Origin of the sequence: Citrobacter sp. XT1-2-2, assembly GCF_023516235.1 — a bacterium.
Classification (GTDB): domain Bacteria; phylum Pseudomonadota; class Gammaproteobacteria; order Enterobacterales; family Enterobacteriaceae; genus Citrobacter; species Citrobacter werkmanii.
The window spans coordinates 1,424,432-1,443,738 of the sequence record NZ_CP097324.1; the positions used below are offsets into that span (position 1 = coordinate 1,424,432).

General features: G+C 55.4%; 15 protein-coding genes. 12 read left to right on the top strand and 3 right to left on the bottom strand.

Annotated elements, in window-relative coordinates:
* Positions 1 to 61: 61 nt before the first annotated feature.
* Together acrD and narQ are read right to left on the bottom strand one after the other, a co-directional pair.
* Positions 62 to 3,175, bottom strand: coding sequence for a multidrug efflux RND transporter permease AcrD (gene acrD, locus M4I31_RS06795; RefSeq protein ID WP_069324476.1), 3,114 nt, complete (start codon positions 3,173 to 3,175; stop codon positions 62 to 64).
* A 184-nt stretch (positions 3,176 to 3,359) separates the two neighbouring features.
* Positions 3,360 to 5,057, bottom strand: a complete 1,698-nt coding sequence (gene narQ / locus M4I31_RS06800; RefSeq protein ID WP_085049250.1) for a nitrate/nitrite two-component system sensor histidine kinase NarQ — start codon at positions 5,055 to 5,057, stop codon at positions 3,360 to 3,362.
* Between the two features lie 263 nt (positions 5,058 to 5,320).
* On the opposite strand from narQ, the gene aegA reads away from it, so the two are divergent.
* The 3 genes from aegA to M4I31_RS06815 all read left to right on the top strand — a co-directional run bounded on the left by aegA (position 5,321) and on the right by M4I31_RS06815 (position 9,110).
* Positions 5,321 to 7,300, top strand: coding sequence for a formate-dependent uric acid utilization protein AegA (aegA, locus tag M4I31_RS06805; RefSeq protein WP_085049249.1), 1,980 nt, complete (start codon positions 5,321 to 5,323; stop codon positions 7,298 to 7,300).
* Between the two features lie 67 nt (positions 7,301 to 7,367).
* A complete protein-coding gene (gene nudK / locus M4I31_RS06810; RefSeq protein ID WP_006683526.1) occupies positions 7,368 to 7,943 on the top strand; it encodes a GDP-mannose pyrophosphatase NudK in 576 nt (191 codons plus the stop codon).
* 123 nt (positions 7,944 to 8,066) lie between these two features.
* A complete protein-coding gene (locus M4I31_RS06815) occupies positions 8,067 to 9,110 on the top strand; it encodes a DUF1176 domain-containing protein (RefSeq protein ID WP_085049248.1) in 1,044 nt (347 codons plus the stop codon).
* On the opposite strand, the gene tkt is transcribed toward M4I31_RS06815, so the two are convergent.
* Positions 9,100 to 11,094 carry a transketolase gene (gene tkt, locus M4I31_RS06820; protein WP_069324480.1) on the bottom strand — a complete coding sequence of 665 codons (1,995 nt, stop codon included), beginning with the start codon at positions 11,092 to 11,094 and terminating at the stop codon, positions 9,100 to 9,102. The two genes, M4I31_RS06815 and tkt, sit on opposite strands and share 11 nt — an antisense overlap.
* Positions 11,095 to 11,373: 279 nt before the next feature.
* Between tkt and maeB the strand changes: the two genes are divergently transcribed.
* The 9 genes from maeB to M4I31_RS06865 all read left to right on the top strand — a co-directional run bounded on the left by maeB (position 11,374) and on the right by M4I31_RS06865 (position 19,295).
* Positions 11,374 to 13,653 carry an NADP-dependent oxaloacetate-decarboxylating malate dehydrogenase gene (gene maeB / locus M4I31_RS06825; RefSeq protein WP_038642540.1) on the top strand — a complete coding sequence of 760 codons (2,280 nt, stop codon included), beginning with the start codon at positions 11,374 to 11,376 and terminating at the stop codon, positions 13,651 to 13,653.
* A 159-nt stretch (positions 13,654 to 13,812) separates the two neighbouring features.
* Complete coding sequence (gene eutS / locus M4I31_RS06830) at positions 13,813 to 14,148, top strand: ethanolamine utilization microcompartment protein EutS (RefSeq protein WP_003037995.1); 336 nt, start codon at positions 13,813 to 13,815, stop codon at positions 14,146 to 14,148.
* A gap of 12 nt (positions 14,149 to 14,160) precedes the next feature.
* Positions 14,161 to 14,640: an ethanolamine utilization acetate kinase EutP gene (eutP, locus tag M4I31_RS06835; protein ID WP_003037998.1), complete on the top strand. Its 480-nt coding sequence runs from the start codon at positions 14,161 to 14,163 to the stop codon at positions 14,638 to 14,640.
* Complete coding sequence (eutQ, locus tag M4I31_RS06840; protein ID WP_038642538.1) at positions 14,618 to 15,322, top strand: ethanolamine utilization acetate kinase EutQ; 705 nt, start codon at positions 14,618 to 14,620, stop codon at positions 15,320 to 15,322. The genes eutP and eutQ overlap by 23 nt, the downstream gene beginning before the upstream one ends.
* A gap of 9 nt (positions 15,323 to 15,331) precedes the next feature.
* Positions 15,332 to 16,135 carry an ethanolamine utilization cob(I)yrinic acid a,c-diamide adenosyltransferase EutT gene (gene eutT / locus M4I31_RS06845; RefSeq protein ID WP_085049247.1) on the top strand — a complete coding sequence of 268 codons (804 nt, stop codon included), beginning with the start codon at positions 15,332 to 15,334 and terminating at the stop codon, positions 16,133 to 16,135.
* Positions 16,132 to 17,148, top strand: a complete 1,017-nt coding sequence (gene pta, locus M4I31_RS06850) for a phosphate acetyltransferase (protein ID WP_085049246.1) — start codon at positions 16,132 to 16,134, stop codon at positions 17,146 to 17,148. The genes eutT and pta overlap by 4 nt, the downstream gene beginning before the upstream one ends.
* A gap of 36 nt (positions 17,149 to 17,184) precedes the next feature.
* A complete protein-coding gene (eutM, locus tag M4I31_RS06855; RefSeq protein WP_003835054.1) occupies positions 17,185 to 17,478 on the top strand; it encodes an ethanolamine utilization microcompartment protein EutM in 294 nt (97 codons plus the stop codon).
* A gap of 114 nt (positions 17,479 to 17,592) precedes the next feature.
* The gene (gene eutN / locus M4I31_RS06860) at positions 17,593 to 17,880 is read left to right on the top strand and encodes an ethanolamine utilization microcompartment protein EutN (protein WP_003038011.1); all 288 of its coding nucleotides are present in this window, start codon (positions 17,593 to 17,595) and stop codon (positions 17,878 to 17,880) included.
* An 11-nt stretch (positions 17,881 to 17,891) separates the two neighbouring features.
* On the top strand, positions 17,892 to 19,295 hold the full coding sequence (locus M4I31_RS06865) for an aldehyde dehydrogenase family protein (RefSeq protein WP_038642532.1): 1,404 nt from the start codon (positions 17,892 to 17,894) through the stop codon (positions 19,293 to 19,295).
* Positions 19,296 to 19,307: the final 12 nt, after the last annotated feature.

Here is a 19,307-nt window from a genome sequence, read left to right on the forward strand (position 1 = left end):
TTCATATCCTGCAAAGGATAAAAAAAGGCGACTCAACGTAAGTCGCCTTTTTTGTGTCCGATTATTCTGGGCGCGGCTTCAATGGGAAGCGTCGACGGACCAGCACAAAGAACAGGGGAACGAAGTAAATTGCCAGGATTGTGGCTGAGATCATCCCGCCCATTACACCGGTCCCCACCGCATGTTGACCGCCGGAACCTGCGCCATTGCTGATGGCCATCGGCAACACCCCAAAGATGAACGCCAGCGACGTCATCAGAATCGGGCGTAAGCGCTGGCGACAGGCATGCAGCGTGGCATCAAGCAGATCGTGTCCTTTCTCGTTCATCTCATTGGCGAATTCAACAATCAATATCGCGTTCTTCGCTGATAGTCCGATAACGGTTAATAACCCGACCTGGAAATACACATCGTTTTCCAGACCGCGCATCCAGGTGGCCAGCAGCGCGCCAATAACCCCCAGTGGCACGACCAGCATGACGGAGAAGGGCACCGACCAGCTTTCGTACAGCGCCGCCAGACACAGGAACACCACCAGCAGAGAGATGGCGTACAGGGCGGGGGCCTGAGAACCCGACAGTCGTTCCTGATAAGACATCGCCGTCCATTCCAGGCCAAATCCGGTCGGCAATTGACGGACCAGCGACTCCATCACGTCCATCGCCGTACCGGTACTGACGCCGGGCGCGGCTTCACCGACAATCTCGACGGCAGAATAGCCGTTATAACGCTCCAGGCGCGGTGAGCCGGTTTCCCAGCGCGAGGTGGCAAAGGCCGAGAAAGGCACCATGCCGCCGCTATTATTGCGAACGTACCACAGGTTGATATCGTCCGGGAGCATGCGGTATTTTGCCGCCGCCTGGACGTAGACTTTCTTCACGCGGCCGCGGTCCATAAAGTCGTTAACGTAGCTGGAGCCCCAGGCCGTTTGCAATGTGTCGTTGATGTCGTCAATGGACACGCCCAGCGCCTGGGCTTTGCGCTGATCGATATCAATTTGCAATTGTGGACTGTCGTCGAGTCCGTTATGACGAACGCGGGTGAGGGACGCGTCTTTCCCGGCCAGCTCAATCAGCTTGTCGCGTGCGGCCATTAACGCGTCATGGCCCGCGCCGGCGTGATCCTGCAGTTCCATATCAAAACCAGCCGAACTTCCGAGGCCGCTAATGGCTGGAGGGCTGCTGGCGAAGACGCGAGCCTCTTTAATCTTATTAAACGCTTTGGTCGCGCGTTCGATGATGGCGAAGGAGGTCCCGGTGGTGGTGTCACGCTCATCCCAGTCTTTTAAACGCACGAACATACGCGCCACGTTTTGTCCGTTCCCGCCGGGGCCGGATCCTACCGTGGAAAAGACCGACATGATGTTGTCTTTTTCGTGGGTGAAGTAATACTTCTCTACTTCCTCTACCACTTTCAACGTTTGTTGTTGGGTGGAGCCGCTGGGGAGCTGTATCGAGGTGGTAAACATTCCGCGGTCTTCCAGCGGCAGGAAGGAAGTCGGCAGACGCAGGAACAGAAAGACCATACCGCCGAGCAGCAGAACGTAGATCAGGATCCAGCGCAGGCTGCGATGCAGGATCCGGGCAACGCCTTTTTCGTAGCGTTCGGCATTGCGATTAAACATGCGGTTAAACCAACCGAAGAAACCGGTCTGCCCGTGTTGTTCGCCTTTATGCAGCGGTTTAAGCAGCGTGGCGCACAGCGCAGGGGTGAGGATCATCGCCACCAGAACGGACAGCACCATCGCGGAAACAATGGTAATCGAGAACTGGCGATAAATAGCCCCGGTAGTGCCGCCGAAGAAGGCCATTGGGATAAACACCGCCGACAGTACCATGGCGATACCGACCAGCGCGCCCTGGATTTGTCCCATCGATTTTCGCGTGGCTTCACGCGGTGAGAGGCCCTCCTCACTCATAATACGCTCGACGTTTTCCACTACCACAATGGCGTCATCCACCAGCAGGCCGATCGCCAGCACCATCGCAAACATGGTTAACGTGTTCACGCTATAGCCAAAGGCGTAGAGCACGGAGAAGGTACCCATCAGCACGACGGGAACGGCGATAGTGGGAATCAGCGTGGCGCGGAAATTTTGCAGGAACAGGTACATGACCAAAAATACCAGCGCGATCGCTTCCAGCAGCGTTTTTACCACGTCGATAATTGAGGCTTTTACGAAGGAGGTGGTTTCATACGCCACCTTATATTCCAGCCCGTGCGGAAAATATTGCGACAGCTCGTTCAGGCGGTTAATAACCAGCGTTGCCGTTGCCATTTCATTGGCGCCGGAGGCCAGCTTCACGCCCAGACCGGAGGCGGGATTACCATTAAAGCGGCTGAGATAATCATACTTTTCAGCCCCCATTTCGACCGTCGCCACGTCGCCCAGTTTAACTTCCGAACCATCCTGGTTAACGCGCAGAGTAATATCGCGGAATTGATCCGGAGTCTGCAGCAGCGACTGGGCATTAATCGTCGCATTCAGCGCCTGTTTGTCCACTGAAGGCGTGCCGCCAAGTTGCCCAACGGCAATCTGCGCATTCTGTGACTCGATAGCGTCGGTCACATCTTTGGCGGTCATCTGGAAGCTGTTAAGTTTGGCCGGGTCGAGCCAGATACGCATGGAGTATTGTGAACCGTAGGCGTCGATATCCCCCACGCCGTTTATACGACTGAGCGGGTCCTGAATATTACTCGCCACATAATCGGCGATGTCCTGCTTATCCATGGAGCCATCGGTAGAGACGAAGGCGATGGTCAGAATATTGGTATCCCCGGTTTTGCGTACCGTGACCCCTTGATCCTGTACCGCCTGCGGCAGCTTACGCATTGCCGATTGCAGTTGGTTTTGCACCTGCTGTACGGCTTCATCAGGATCGGTCCCGGCGACAAAACTCAGCGTAACCGTCGCCTGGCCTGTCCCGCTGCTCTGTGATGACATATACATCAGATTATCGAGACCGGTCATATTCTGCTCGATGACCTGGGTCACGGTGTTTTCCAGCGTTTGTGCAGATGCACCAGGATAGTTGGCGGTTACCCGCACGTTGGGCGGGGCCAGATCGGGATATTGCTCAACGGGTAGCGAAAAAATAGCCAGGGCTCCTGTCAGACACAACAGGATAGCTAACACCCAGGCAAAAATGGGGCGATCGATGAAAAAATTCGCCATTAAAAGGGGACCTCGTGTTTCTGCGTATCGTTATGGGTATGACTTGCTTCACTTTAGCGGCAAGGTACGGGGCAAACGTGGAGAAAAAAAGAAGATAATGTAAATTATCATGCCCGTTTACAGCATACCTTTTGTGCCAGCGCCGTCAGACCTGGATCCAGGCCCGACGGCGCTTTGCGGTTCTTTACGTTAGCTTACTGTCGGATTCAGCCGAACGAAAACTGATGCTTACCAGCGTTCCCCCGCCGGAGGGCTGCGAGAAGGTCAACGTGCCGCTCAGTCTTTCCGCTCGTTCACGCATAATATTTAATCCATAGTGCCCGGTGGGCTCATGCGGTTCGCCAATGCCGATGCCGTTATCGCGAATATAAACCGTATGATTGCCATCCGGCGCGGTGACGCAACTGACGGCAATTTCGGTTGCGTTAGCATGCTTAATTGCGTTCAGCACCGCTTCACGAACAATCTGCAGCAGATGCACCTGCATTTGCGCATCCAGCGCCAGCGTAGGCAACCGGCAATCGAGCACCAGTTTAGCTGAGGTCTGATTTTGCAGCGTTTCCAGCATTTCATGCAGGGCGGAGGGTAAATCAGCCTGCTGTAAGGTCAGACGGAAGGTGGTCAGCAGCTCGCGCAGTTGACGATAGGCATCATTCAGCGCCTGAGAGAAATCCGCCATAATATTTTGCGCCGGAGCGTTATCCTCTGGAATCGAGCGCTTCAGCAGCGTGAGCTGAATGCGTAGATAAGAGAGCACCTGCGCCAGCGAGTCGTGCAGTTCGCGTGCAATGGTCGCGCGCTCTTCCATTAACAACAGCTGCTGAAAATGTTTTTGCGCCTGGTTGAAGTACAACCCGCGTCCCAGCATAGAAGATACGCTGTTGAGCAGCGGGGTCGAGGCATTGACGTTTGGACTTTGCCAGTGCAGTTCGCCGTAGACGGTTTCCTGCATCGTGACCGGCAGGATTTGCATTGGCAGCTCGGGGCTTTTGCTCCCTTCACTAATCCGCCAGTTATCACCGACGGTAAGCTCCAGGAAATACGCGGCGTCATGTTCGCGGACAATCTGTAAAATATGGCGGAAGCAGTACACATCAATCTGACTGGTATTCAGCGCCTGAGAGCACTGATACAGCACCTCCAGACGGCGATTGGCTTCGTGGAGATCGTGGGTTTTCTCTGCGACCGAGGCTTCCAGTGAACGGTACAGCTTGTGTAATTCACTCGACATCTGGCTAAAGGTCTTGCCCAGCAGCCCCAGTTCGTTGGGTAAACCGGTATCCAGCGGTGGGATATCAAACTGACCGTGCTCAATATGCTGGCTGGCCATTACCAGCTTATTTAGCGGCCGCACCACCTGCTGGCGAATGCGCCGCAGGGTAAAGAAGACGAGCGTGAATATGCCAATCCCGCCTGCCAGCGAAATACCAAAAACCAGCATCACTTTGCGTTCGGCGTAATGTTGCAACGCCAGCACGAAGAGATCGATTTGATCGACATAGTTATTGATATTGGCCTGGTACCATTTTAAATCGCCATCGATCAGACGGGCGTTCATTTCCAGCCAGTTTGCATGCAGTCGTCCATAGCGACTTTTCACCGCTTGCGGTACATACCACGCATTCAGATTTTGTAATGCCGACGAGTTTAGCGCCTGCTGGAAAAGTTGGCGGTGGGCGTTGAGCTGCGGGCTTTGGCTTTGCAGATCGTAACCCAGACGGTAGCTTTGCATGCGCAATGAGCCAGCAACGTTGATGGCTTCAGCATCCCGCAAGCTGCTGGTCAGCGTGAGCAACGCAATACCCGTTGAGAGAATCGACAACAGCACGATGTAGAAAAAAGCCTTGGCCAGGCTGGCCGAGACCGGACGCTTTACCGTCACTTGTGCATCCTCACACAATACACGTCGCGCCTTGATACAGCCCGAACGATACGGTGTATTTGATAAATGTTAATAAAACGCCATGAAACTGGATGGTAACTGAAACACAATTTCATATGCGATGAAATAAATTGATCTGCCACAGGTTCTGGATAAATAGTTGTGCTTCCTGGGCAAATGAACATTGCCGCTTCCTTCCGTGTCGGTTAATAACAACAGTCATATAAAGAATAAGGTTTTTGCAACCAAAAAAGAAGGAAGCCATGAATCGTTTTATTATGGTCAATAGCCAGCAGTGCCTGGGTTGCCATGCCTGTGAGGTCGCTTGCGTCATGGCCCACAATGGCGAGCAGCATGTCCTGAGCCCGCGGCATTTTCAGCCCCGAATTACCGTCATCAAGCATCAGCAACAGCGCAGTGCGGTGACCTGCCACCACTGTGAAGACGCCCCCTGCGCCAGAAGTTGCCCAAACGGGGCAATCAGCCATGATAACGACAGCGTGCAGGTGAACCCGCAAAAGTGTATTGGCTGCAAATCGTGCGTCGTGGCCTGTCCCTTTGGCACGATGCAGATCGTACTCACTCCCGTGGCTAAAGGAAAGGTGAAAGCGACTGCGCATAAATGCGATTTGTGCCAGGGGCGTGAAGAAGGCCCCGCCTGCGTGGAAAACTGTCCGGCACAGGCGTTACAGCTGGTGACGGAAAACGCGCTTACCGGCCTGTCAAAAGCGCGCAGACTGCGTACAGCCAGTCTGGAGAGTCAGCCCTGGCACAGTAGCGCTACCGATTTTGTTCAGGATGCCATCACCAAACGTGAGCAAATGCAGGCGACGCCTGCGCGTGGTGAGCCAGATAAGCTGGCGATTGAAGCCCGAAAAACCAGCTTTGAAGAGATCTATCTGCCGTTTCGCACGGCGCAGGCGGAACGGGAAGCATCCCGCTGTCTGAAATGCGGCGACCACAGTATTTGCGAATGGACCTGCCCACTGCATAACCATATTCCGCAGTGGATAGAACTGGTCAAAGCCGGGAACATCGACGCGGCGGTTGAGCTTTCTCATCAGACCAACTGCCTGCCGGAAGTGACCGGGCGCGTGTGTCCCCAGGACCGGCTCTGCGAAGGGGCATGCACGGTGCGTAACGAGCATGGCGCGGTGACTATCGGTAATATTGAGCGTTATATTTCTGACCGGGCGCTGAGCAAAGGTTGGCGACCGGACTTAAGCCACGTACAGAAAGTGGATAGGCGCGTCGCGATTATCGGCGCGGGTCCGGCAGGCCTGGCCTGTGCGGATGTGTTAGCGCGAAACGGCGTTAGCGCCACCGTATACGATCGCCATCCTGAAATCGGCGGTTTGCTGACGTTTGGCATACCGGCCTTCAAGCTGGACAAAACGCTGCTGGCGCGTCGCCGTGAAATCTTCAGCGCCATGGGCATTCATTTCGAACTTAACTGTGAAGTGGGTAGGGATGTGGCGCTGGCGACGCTGCTGGAAGAGTACGATGCCGTATTTGTGGGCGTGGGGACCTATCGTTCCATGAAAGCGGACCTGCCGAATGAAGACGCGCCGGGCGTTTATGATGCGCTTCCGTTCCTGATTGCCAACACCAAACAGGTGATGGGGCTGGATGAACTGCCTGAAGAACCGTTTATCGATACCGCCGGGCTGAACGTTGTGGTGCTGGGCGGAGGCGATACGGCGATGGACTGCGTGCGTACCGCGCTGCGTCACGGGGCAAGCCAGGTTACCTGCGCCTATCGTCGTGATGAAGCCAACATGCCGGGTTCGAAAAAAGAGGTGAAAAACGCGCGCGAAGAGGGGGCGAACTTTGAGTTTAACGTCCAGCCGGTTGAGCTGGTGTTGAATGCCGATGGACGAGTCAGCGGCGTGCGTTTCTTACGTACCCAGCTTGGCGAGCCGGACGCGAATGGGCGTCGACGCCCGGTGCCGATCGCCGGGAGTGAGTTTGTTATGCCCGCAGACGCGGTGATCATGGCGTTTGGTTTCCACCCGCACGGTATGCCGTGGCTGGAGGCGCATGGCGTTAAGGTCGATAACTGGGGACGCATTGCCGCCAACGTTGAGAGCGCGTACCGTTATCAAACCAGTAACCCGAAAATCTTTGCCGGCGGAGATGCGGTACGCGGTGCGGACCTGGTGGTCACGGCGATGGCTGAAGGGCGGCATGCTGCCCAAGGGATCGTCGACTGGCTGGGCGTAAAATCAGTCAAATCTCACTAGCCGAAGGTCAAGACAAACCCGGTTTCACGGCGTAGTATTATTTCTCACTTCTCGCCGTGGAGCCGGTATGTCGCAAAAAATTACCCTCATCAAAGATAAAGTCCTTTCTGATAACTACTTCATCCTGCGCAATATTACCTATGATCTGACCCGAAGTAACGGTGAGGTGATTCGTCACAAGCGCGAGGTTTACGATCGCGGCAACGGCGCCACAATTCTGCTGTATAACGCGGAGAAGAAAACCGTGGTGCTCATCCGTCAGTTCCGCGTCGCGACCTGGGTCAACGGTAACGAAGACGGCCAACTGATTGAAACCTGCGCCGGACTACTGGATAACGACGAACCAGAAGCGTGTATTCGTAAAGAGGCGATTGAAGAGACCGGCTATGAAGTGGGGGAAGTGCGTAAACTGTTCGAACTCTACATGTCGCCGGGTGGCGTAACGGAGCTGATCCATTTCTTTATCGCGCAATACAGCGACAGTCAGCGGGCAAATGCAGGCGGCGGTGTTGAAGATGAAGATATTGAGGTTCTGGAGTTGCCCTTCACGCAGGCGCTGGAAATGATTAAAACGGGTGAGATCCGTGACGGCAAAACGGTGCTGTTGTTGAACTACCTGCAGTCGTCGCACCTTATGGATTAACCCTGAGTATTAATATTTCTTTACAAATAGACGGCCAATCCGACGATTCTTATTGAGCCACATCAGTCGCGCAAGGAAGATACCGCTTAGGCTGTGTGTTTTAATTCCGGGGTTGTACCGTCCATGCGCTATCGCGTCATTTTCATTTTTCTGCTCGGGCTGATTCCCGTCCGTTTGCTGTGGGCCGCGCCCGCGCAGCAGGCGTTTTCTGACTGGCAGGTGACGTGTAATAACCAGAATTTTTGCGTGGCGCGCAATACCGGAGAACATCACGGCCTGGTCATGACCCTCAGCCGCAGCGCCGGGGCGCACACCGATGCGGTGTTGCGTATTGAACTGGGAGGGCTGGAGCCTTCCCATGCTAAAGAGAGCGAAATTGCGCCGCGCCTGTTGCTGGATGGCGCACCGCTTGCGCTTAGCGGTGAGCACTGGCGTATTACCCCCTGGCAACTGATGACCGATGATCCGGTCACTATTAGCGCATTTTTACAAACCGTACAGGACGCGAAGGCAATAACCCTGCAAAAAGGCGCGCAAAATCTTTCACTGATCGGATTAAAAGCCGCATTACTGTTTATCGACGCCCAGCAAAAACGCGTGGGGAGCGAAACCGCCTGGATCGAAAAAGGTGATGAGCCGCCGCTCAGCGTACCGCCAGCACCGGCCCTGAAAGGTGTGGCTGTCATTAACCCAACGCCAACGCCCTTAACGCAACAAGAGCGCAGTGAGCTGCTGGATTATGGTAACTGGCGCATCAATGGTATTCGCTGCTCGATCGATCCACTGCGTCGCGAGATGCGCGTCACGGCCCTGACGGATGACAAAGCGCTACTGATGATCGGCTGTGAAGCCGGGGCGTATAACACCATCGATCTGGCGTGGATTGTTTCACGCGCAAAACCGTTAACCTCCAGTGCCGTCCGTTTGAGTCTGCCATTTAAAACGGATGCCGAAAGTCGGGATATGGAACTGACCAACGCCACGTTTGACGAGAAGTCGCGGGAACTGGTCACCCTCGCCAAAGGACGAGGGTTGGCTGATTGCGGTATCCAGACGCGCTGGCGCTATGACGGACAGCGGTTTCGCCTGGCGCGTTATGCCCAGGAACCAAGTTGCGATAACTGGCACGGGCCAGATGCCTGGCCCACATTGTGGATCACGCGTTAAGCACTTTATGCGCTTTGGCGACGATGTTATCTACCGTAAAGCCGAAGAACGGGAACAATTTATCTGCCGGAGCTGATTCTCCATAACCGGTCATGCCGACAATTGCCCCCTTTAGACCGACATATTTGTACCAGTAATCGGCAATGCCTGCTTCCACCGCCACCCGGGCGCTGACGTTTGCCGGTAAGACCGATTCCCGGTACGCCTCATCCTGAGCGTCAAAAATATCGGTCGAGGGCAGAGAAACCACACGCACGTTACGACCCTCACCGGTCAGTTTTTCCGCCGCCAGCAGCGTAATTTCCATTTCTGAACCGGTAGCAATCAAAATAACATCCGGTTTACCGCCGCTGTCCTTCAGCACATATCCCCCGCGGGCAATCTGCTGCACCTGTTCAGGTGTACGCTCAACCTGCGCCAGATTTTGTCTGGAGAGGATTAGCGCCGTTGGCCCGTCATGGCGTTCGACCGCCAGCTTCCAGCCTACTGCCGCCTCAACCTGATCGCACGGTCGCCAGGTGCTGAAATTAGGCGTCAGACGCAGGCTGGCGAGCTGTTCGACGGCCTGGTGCGTAGGACCATCCTCCCCCAGACCAATCGAGTCGTGGGTATAAACCATGATTTGTCTGGCCTTCATCAACGCCGCCATGCGCGCGGCATTACGGGCATATTCGACAAACATCAGAAACGTGGCGGTGTACGGCACAAAGCCACCGTGATGGGCGATACCGTTGGCAATCGCGGTCATGCCAAACTCCCGCACGCCATAGTGGATGTAATTTCCGGCTGGATCCTCTTTAAGCGACGTAGATCCTTTCCAAATGGTCAGGTTGCTCGGCGCCAGATCCGCTGAGCCGCCAAGCAGTTCAGGCAGTATCGGCCCGTAGGCGTTCAGGGTATTTTGCGAGGCCTTACGGGTGGCGATTTTGGCCGGATTAGCCTGTAAGTCGGTAATGTACTTCTGGGTCGTCTCTTCCCACTGTTCCGGTAGCCCGCCGCTCATTCGACGGGTAAATTCAGCCGCCAGCTGCGGGTGTGCTTGTTGATACGCCGCGAATTTCTCGTTCCAGGCCTGTTGCGCTTTCTCACCTTTTTCCCGTGCATCCCACGCCCGGTAAATCTCTTTGGGGATCTCAAAAGCAGGATGGTGCCACCCCAGCTTCTGTCGGGTTAGCGCCACTTCTTCTTCGCCCAGCGCGGCGCCGTGCGCTTCTTCTTTCCCGGCTTTATTCGGTGAGCCAAAACCAATCACCGTGCGGCAGATAATCAGCGATGGCTTATCGGTAACAGCCTGCGCTTCCTGAATCGCTTTTTTCACCGCCTCAGGATCATGACCGTCAATCTCATGCACCACATGCCAGTGATAGGCCTCAAAGCGTTTCGCGGTATCGTCGGTAAACCAGCCGTCGGTTTCGCCATCGATCGAGATGCCGTTGTGATCGTAGAAGCCGATCAGTTTGCCCAGTCCCAGGGTTCCCGCCAGGGAACAAACCTCGTGGGAAATCCCTTCCATCAGGCAGCCGTCGCCCATAAACACCCAGGTATAGTGGTTAACAATCTCATGATTCGGCTGGTTAAATTGCGCCGCCAGCGTGCGTTCGGCAATCGCCAGGCCAACCGCGTTGGCTAAACCCTGACCCAGCGGGCCGGTGGTGGTTTCCACGCCCGGCGTGTAGCCGATTTCCGGGTGCCCTGGCGTCTTCGAATGCAGTTGGCGGAAGTTCTTCAACTCCTCTAACGGCAAATCGTAGCCGGAAAGATGCAGCAGACTGTAAAGCAGCATTGAAGCGTGACCATTGGACAGAATAAACCGGTCACGATCGTACCAGGTGGGATCGGTCGGGTTATGGCGGAGGAAATCATTCCACAGTACTTCGGCGATATCGGCCATTCCCATTGGTGCGCCGGGGTGGCCTGAGTTAGCTTTTTGTACGGCATCCATACTTAGCGCACGAATGGCATTGGCAAGCTCTTTACGGGTCATAGGAAATACTCCTTGAAAAGTAAAGCGTTAGATGCGTGTGTTAATTCACACTTTTGGGAAAATTGCGGGCTGCACACGCAAAAAGCATAGCAGACAAGCATGGCATTGCTGGATTAAGCAGGTAACATGGCTGTTATAAGTTGATAACAAATTCTTTCTTTGAATGGCGAGAGTTTGGGGACCTTCAAAGTTTGGGCCGCTGACTGAGGTGATAATGTGCGGCTCGTAGCATGGTTACCCGCGCCACTTTTTTGATCGACACGTGAAAGGAACAACAAGATGGATGACCAGTTAAAACAAAGCGCCCTCGATTTCCACGAATTTCCAGTACCAGGTAAAATTCAGGTTTCTCCGACCAAGCCTCTTGCAACACAGCGCGATCTTGCTCTGGCCTACTCGCCAGGCGTTGCAGCGCCGTGTCTGGAAATTGAAAAGGACCCGCTGGCGGCCTACAAATACACCGCGCGCGGCAACCTGGTTGCGGTTATCTCCAACGGTACAGCGGTGCTGGGCCTGGGCAATATCGGCGCACTGGCTGGCAAACCGGTGATGGAAGGAAAAGGCGTTCTGTTTAAGAAATTCGCCGGGATTGACGTGTTCGACATCGAAGTGGATGAGCTTGATCCGGATAAATTTATCAATGTCGTGGCGGCCCTTGAGCCAACGTTTGGCGGCATCAACCTCGAAGACATCAAAGCGCCGGAATGCTTCTACATTGAGCAAAAACTGCGCGAGCGTATGAATATACCGGTATTCCATGATGATCAGCACGGCACGGCGATCATCAGCACCGCCGCAATTCTTAACGGTCTGCGGGTGGTAGAGAAAAATATCTCTGACGTACGCATGGTGGTGTCCGGCGCAGGTGCGGCGGCGATTGCCTGTATGAACCTGCTGGTGGCGCTGGGGATGCAGAAACACAATATTGTGGTCTGCGACTCCAAAGGCGTGATTTACAAAGACCGCGAACCGAACATGGCGGAAACCAAAGCGGCTTACGCGGTAGTGGATGACGGTAAACGTACGCTGGATGACGTGATTGACGGTGCAGACATTTTCCTCGGCTGCTCCGGTCCCAAAGTGCTGACCCAGGAAATGGTCAAGAAGATGGCGCGTGCGCCGATGATCCTGGCACTTGCCAACCCGGAACCGGAAATCCTGCCGCCGCTGGCAAAAGAGGTGCGCTCGGACGCTATCATTTGTACCGGTCGTTCCGACTATCCGAACCAGGTTAACAACGTTCTCTGCTTCCCGTTCATCTTCCGTGGCGCGCTGGACGTCGGCGCTACCGCCATCAACGAAGAGATGAAACTGGCCGCGGTACACGCCATTGCTGAGCTGGCGCACGCCGAGCAGAGCGAAGTGGTGGCCTCCGCCTATGGCGACCAGGACCTGAGCTTTGGCCCGGAATACATCATCCCTAAACCGTTCGACCCGCGTCTGATTGTTAAAATCGCCCCGGCGGTAGCAAAAGCGGCGATGGACTCCGGTGTGGCAACGCGTCCGATTGCTGACTTTGACGCTTATATCGATAAGCTGACCGAATTTGTCTACAAAACCAACCTGTTCATGAAGCCGATTTTCTCCCAGGCACGTAAAGCGCCGAAGCGTGTGGTGCTGACGGAAGGGGAAGAGGCGCGTGTGCTGCATGCGACTCAGGAGCTGATCACCTTAGGTCTGGCGAAGCCGATCCTGATTGGTCGTCCGAGTGTGATCGAAATGCGTATCCAGAAACTGGGACTGCAGATCAAAGCCGGCGTCGATTTTGAAATCGTTAACAATGAGTCCGATCCGCGCTTTAAAGAGTACTGGAACGAGTACTACCAGATCATGAAGCGCCGTGGTATTACCCAGGAGCAGGCGCAGCGTGCGGTGATTGCCAACACTACGGTTATCGGCGCGATCATGGTGCAGCGCGGTGAAGCCGATGCGATGATCTGCGGTACGATTGGTGACTATCATGAGCACTTCAGCGTGGTGAAAGAGGTGTTTGGTCACCGTGATGGCGTGCATACAGCCGGGGCGATGAACGCACTGCTGCTGCCAAGCGGTAACACCTTTATCGCCGACACCTACGTCAACGATGACCCAACGCCGGAGCAACTGGCTGAAATCGCCGTGATGGCGGCAGAAACCGTGCGTCGCTTTGGTATCGAACCGAAGGTGGCATTACTGTCACATTCCAACTTTGGCTCATCAAATTGTCCGTCTGCCAGCAAAATGCGTGAAGCACTGGCGCTGATTAAGGCGCGTGCGCCAGAATTGATGATTGACGGTGAAATGCACGGTGATGCCGCGCTGGTGGAAAGTATCCGTAACGACCGTATGCCGGATAGCCCACTGAAAGGCTCAGCCAATATTCTGGTGATGCCGAATATGGAGGCTGCTCGTATTAGTTACAACTTACTACGTGTTTCCAGCTCCGAAGGCGTAACGGTCGGCCCAGTGTTGATGGGGGTAGCGAAACCGGTGCACGTATTAACGCAGATCGCCTCTGTTCGTCGTATCGTTAATATGGTGGCGCTGGCCGTTGTAGAAGCTCAAACACAGCCGCTGTAATTTCACTTTAATTATTTCTGGCGCGGGTCTCTCCCGCGCCTTTTTATTTTCCTTTTCTTAGTGATCCACTTCACCTTTTAAACCTGGTTGCCGAATTTTGTTATTTACTCTGACAAAAAATTGCCACGATGAGGGCAGTTTCAGCGGAGGCGGTGAGCAATGGAAAAAGAACGCATCATTCAGGAATTTGTGCCGGGGAAACAGGTCACGCTGGCGCATCTCATTGCGCACCCTGGCGAAGAACTGGCGAAAAAGATCGGCGTTCCCGAGGCGGGCGCCATCGGCATTATGACGCTGACGCCAGGCGAAACCGCGATGATTGCCGGTGACTTAGCCATGAAGGCGGCGGATGTACATATCGGCTTTCTCGATAGATTCAGCGGGGCACTGGTGATTTATGGCTCGGTAGGCGCGGTAGAAGAAGCGCTATTACAGACGGTGAGCGGTCTGGGTCGGTTATTAAATTTCACGTTGTGCAACCTGACAAAAAGTTAATCAGAGGCGGCGATGAAACGTATTGCGTTTGTCGGTACGGTGGGCGCGGGGAAAACAACGCTCTTTAATGCGCTACAGGGGAATTATTCCCTCGCCAGAAAAACACAGGCCGTTGAGTTTAATGAAAATGGCGATATCGATACGCCGGGAGAATATTTTAGCCATCCGCGCTGGTACCACGCCTTAATTACCACGCTGCAGGATGTCGATACGTTGATTTATATACACGCGGCAAATGATAAAGAAAGTCGCTTACCTGCCGGGCTGTTGGATATCGGCGCCAGTAAACGACAAATCGCCGTTATCAGCAAAACGGACATGCCGGATGCCGACGTCGCCGCAACGCGACAATTACTTCGCGGGATGGGGTTTCAGGAGCCGATTTTCGAGCTCAATAGCCATGACCCGCGCAGCGTGCAGCACCTGGTGGATTATCTGACTGAGCTCAGCCAAAAGGAGGAAAGGGCAGGTGAAAAAACTCATCACAGCTAACGATATTCGTGCGGCCCACGCACGCGGCGAACAGGAAATGTCGGTTGTTCTGCGCGCCAGCATCATCACCCCGGAGGCACGCGAAGTGGCGGAGCTGCTGGGCGTCACTATCCGTGAATGCGACGAATCCGCGCCAACTGCCGCCGCTGCAGCACCGGCTGCGGGGGATGATGGCAAAACGGAGAGCCAGCGCATTCGTGAAACCATCATTGCGCAATTGCCCGAAGGGCAATTTACCGAAAGCCTGGTCGCGCAGCTGATGGACAAAGTCATGAAGGAGAAACAGTCGCTGGAGCAGGGCGGAATGCAGCCGAGCTTTAAATCGGTCACCGGCAAAGGCGGCGTCAAAGTCATCGACGGTAGCAGCGTGAAGTTTGGGCGTTTTGACGGCGCGCAACCGCACTGCGTTGGCTTAACCGACCTGGTGACCGACCAGGACGGTAGCAGCATGGCCGCCGGGTTCATGCAGTGGGATAACGCCTTTTTCCCATGGACGCTGAACTACGACGAAATCGACATGATTCTGGAAGGCGAGCTGCACGTTCGTCACGAAGGCGAAACCATGATTGCTAAAGCCGGGGACGTCATGTTTATCCCGAAAGGCTCCAGCATTGAATTTGGTACGCCATCGACGGTGAAGTTTCTGTATGTGGCCTGGCCTGCGAACTGGCAGTCCTGCTAAGGCGGATGTATGAAGGATTTCATTACCGAAGCATGGCTCAGAGCGAATCATACGCTCAGCGAAGGGGCTGAAATTCATCTCCCCGCTGATGCTCGCCTGACGCCGTCTGCCCGGGAATTACTGGAAAGCCGACATCTGCGCATTAAGTTTATCGACGAGCAGGGCAGCCTGTTTATTGATGACGAAGAACAGCAGCCGCAGCCGGTGCATGGTTTAACCAGCAGCGCTACCCATCCCCAGGCCAGCTGCGAACTGTGTCATCAACCGGTGGCGAAGAAACCAGACACGCTGACGCATCTGACGGCAGACAAGATGGTAGCCAAAAGCGATCCGCGTCTGGGATTTCGCGCCGCGCTGGACAGCACCATCGCCCTGGCCGTGTGGTTGCAGATCGAGCTGGCGGAACTGTGGCAGCCGTGGCTGGCGGATATTCGCTCACGCCTGGGCAATATTATGCGCGCCGATGCTATGGACGAGCCGCTGACCGCACAAGCTATCGTCGGTTTGAGCGACGAAGATTTACACCGGCTTTCACATCATCCGCTGCGCTATCTGGATCACGATCATCTGGTGCCTGAGGCCAGCCACGGACGTGATTGCGCGTTGCTGAATCTGCTGCGTACCAAAGTCCGTGAAACGGAGACGGTGGCGGCGCAGGTCTTCATCACCCGCAGTTTTGACGTTATGCGACCGGACATCATGCAGGCGCTTAACCGCCTTTCCAGTACAGTCTACGTGATGATGATTCTGAGCGTGGCGAAGCATCCGCTGACGGTTAGCCAAATTCAACAGCGACTGGGGGAGAAGCCATGATCATTGAACGTGCTCGTCAACTCGCCCAACGCTCACCTGCCCGGGTGGTGTTCCCGGATGCGCTGGATGTCCGGGTGCTGAAAGCGGCGAATTATCTGCATCAGCACGGTCTGGCGCGCCCCATTCTCGTCGCCAGTCCATTTGCCTTGCGCCAGTTTGCTCTCAGCCATCGGGTGGCGATGGATGGTATCCAGGTTATCGATCCGCAAAGCAATCTGGCAATGCGCGAAGAGTTTGCGCTGCGCTGGCTGGCCCGCGCGGGAGATAAAACGCCAGCCGATGCGCTGGAAAAACTCAATGACCCATTAATGTTCGCCGCCGCAATGGTTAGCGCGGGAAAAGCGGATGTCTGTATTGCCGGCAATCTTTCGTCGACGGCAAACGTGCTGCGCGCCGGGTTACGCATTATTGGGCTACAGCCTGGCTGTAAAACGCTGTCGTCAATTTTCCTGATGCTGCCGCAGTATCTCGGACCGTCATTAGGATTTGCCGATTGCAGCGTCGTACCCCAGCCCACCGCCGCACAGCTGGCGGATATTGCGATTGCCAGCGCGCAGACCTGGCAGGCAATTACGGGGGAAGAACCGCGCGTGGCCATGCTGTCATTTTCAAGTAATGGCAGTGCCCGACACCCTAACGTCGCTAACGTGCAGCAGGCCACGGAGATCGTTCGTGAACGTGCGCCGCAGCTTATGGTGGATGGCGAACTGCAATTTGATGCCGCCTTTGTTCCGGATGTCGCCGCGCAAAAAGCGCCTGCAAGTCCGTTAAAGGGCAATGCCAATGTGATGGTCTTCCCGTCGCTTGAAGCAGGCAATATTGGTTACAAAATCGCCCAGCGTTTGGGAGGTTATCGTGCTGTCGGGCCGCTGATCCAGGGGCTTGCCGCACCGCTTCATGACCTCTCTCGCGGCTGTAGCGTACAGGAAATTATCGAACTGGCGTTGGTGGCAGCAGTGCCGCGCCAGACTGACGTGAGTCGTGAAAACGCCTCACAAACACTGGTTGTTTAGGTCCCGTTCTGGACCCCTTAATGAGAGGAAAACACAATGGAAGCATTAGGAATGATTGAAACCCGGGGCCTGGTTGCACTGATTGAGGCTTCTGACGCAATGGTTAAAGCGGCACGCGTGAAACTGGTTGGCGTGAAGCAGATCGGTGGCGGTCTGGTCACTGCCATGGTCCGTGGCGACGTAGCGGCATGCAAAGCCGCAACGGACGCAGGTGCTGCGGCTGCACAGCGTATTGGCGAGCTGGTTTCCGTACATGTGATCCCGCGTCCGCATGGCGATCTGGAAGAAGTATTCCCGATCAGCTTTAAAGGCGACAGCAACGACATGTAAGTCGTCCATGTGACGCCACAGACTGCATTGCTGGCGTCACCCTCTCTCCTTTTCACATTACCTTCTGCGGAGGGTAGGGGGAGGTTTTACCTGAAATATGCCACGGAGGCGCGTATGAAACTGGCAATCGTCACAGGACAAATTGTTTGTACCGTACGCCATCAGGGGCTCGCGCACGACAAGTTGCTGATGGTGGAAATGATTGATGCCCAGGGTAATCCCGACGGGCAATGTGCTGTTGCTATCGACAGCATCGGGGCGGGAACCGGAGAGTGGGTGCTGCTGGTCAGCGGAAGCTCAGCCCGTCAGGCGCACCGTAACGAATCATCACCTGTCGATCTGTGCGTGATTGGCATTGTCGATGAAGTGGTGGCAGGTGGTCAGGTGATCTTCCATAAATAAGGCAGAAAATCATGAATCAACAGGATATTGAACAGGTCGTGAAAGCGGTACTGCTAAAAATGAAAGACAGCAGCCAACCCGTCAGTGCCGTTCAAGAAATGGGCGTTTTTGCCTCCCTGGATGACGCAGTGGCGGCAGCAAAACTGGCCCAGCAAGGGCTGAAAAGCGTCGCCATGCGCCAACTGGCTATCGCGGCGCTACGTGAGGCGGGCGAAAAGCACGCCAGAGAATTAGCGGAGCTTGCCGTTACAGAAACCGGCATGGGACGCGTAGAAGATAAATTTGCCAAAAACGTGGCGCAGGCACGCGGCACGCCGGGAGTGGAATGTCTGTCTCCACAGGTCCTGACCGGCGATAACGGCCTGACGCTGATTGAAAACGCACCGTGGGGCGTGGTGGCTTCGGTGACACCGTCCACCAATCCGGCCGCAACCGTTATTAACAACGCCATTAGCCTGATCGCCGCTGGCAACAGCGTGGTCTTCGCGCCGCATCCGGCGGCCAAAAAAGTCTCTCAGCGCGCCATCACCCTGCTTAACCAGGCGGTGGTCGCTGCAGGCGGTCCGGCAAACCTGCTGGTGACCGTTGCTAACCCGGACATCGAAACCGCCCAGCGGTTGTTCAAGTACCCAGGCATCGGCCTGCTGGTCGTCACCGGTGGCGAAGCCGTAGTAGATGCCGCGCGTAAACACACCAACAAACGTCTGATTGCCGCCGGTGCGGGTAACCCGCCGGTGGTGGTCGATGAAACGGCCGACCTGGCCCGCGCGGCGCAGTCGATCGTCAAAGGCGCGTCGTTTGACAACAACATCATCTGCGCCGACGAAAAAGTGCTAATTGTGGTCGACAGCGTCGCCGATGAGCTGATGCGTCTGATGGAAAGCCAGCATGCGGTGAAACTGACCGCGGCCCAGGCTGAACAGCTGCAACCAGTGCTGCTGAAAAATATCGATGAGCGCGGTAAAGGCACGGTCAGTCGTGACTGGGTAGGGCGCGACGCAGGAAAAATCGCTGCGGCGATTGGTCTGAACGTACCGGAGCAAACCCGGCTGTTATTCGTCGAAACCTCCGCGACGCATCCGTTTGCTGTCACCGAACTGATGATGCCGGTTCTGCCGGTCGTGCGGGTCGCTAACGTCGATGACGCCATCGAACTGGCGGTCAGGCTTGAAGGCGGCTGCCACCATACGGCGGCGATGCACTCACGCAACATCGACAACATGAACCGCATGGCGAACGCCATTGATACCAGCATTTTCGTCAAGAACGGGCCGTGTATTGCCGGTCTGGGACTTGGCGGCGAAGGCTGGACCACGATGACCATTACCACGCCAACCGGGGAAGGGGTGACCAGCGCGCGTACGTTTGTGCGTCTGCGTCGCTGTGTGTTGGTGGACGCCTTCAGAATTGTATAAGGAGTAAAAGAG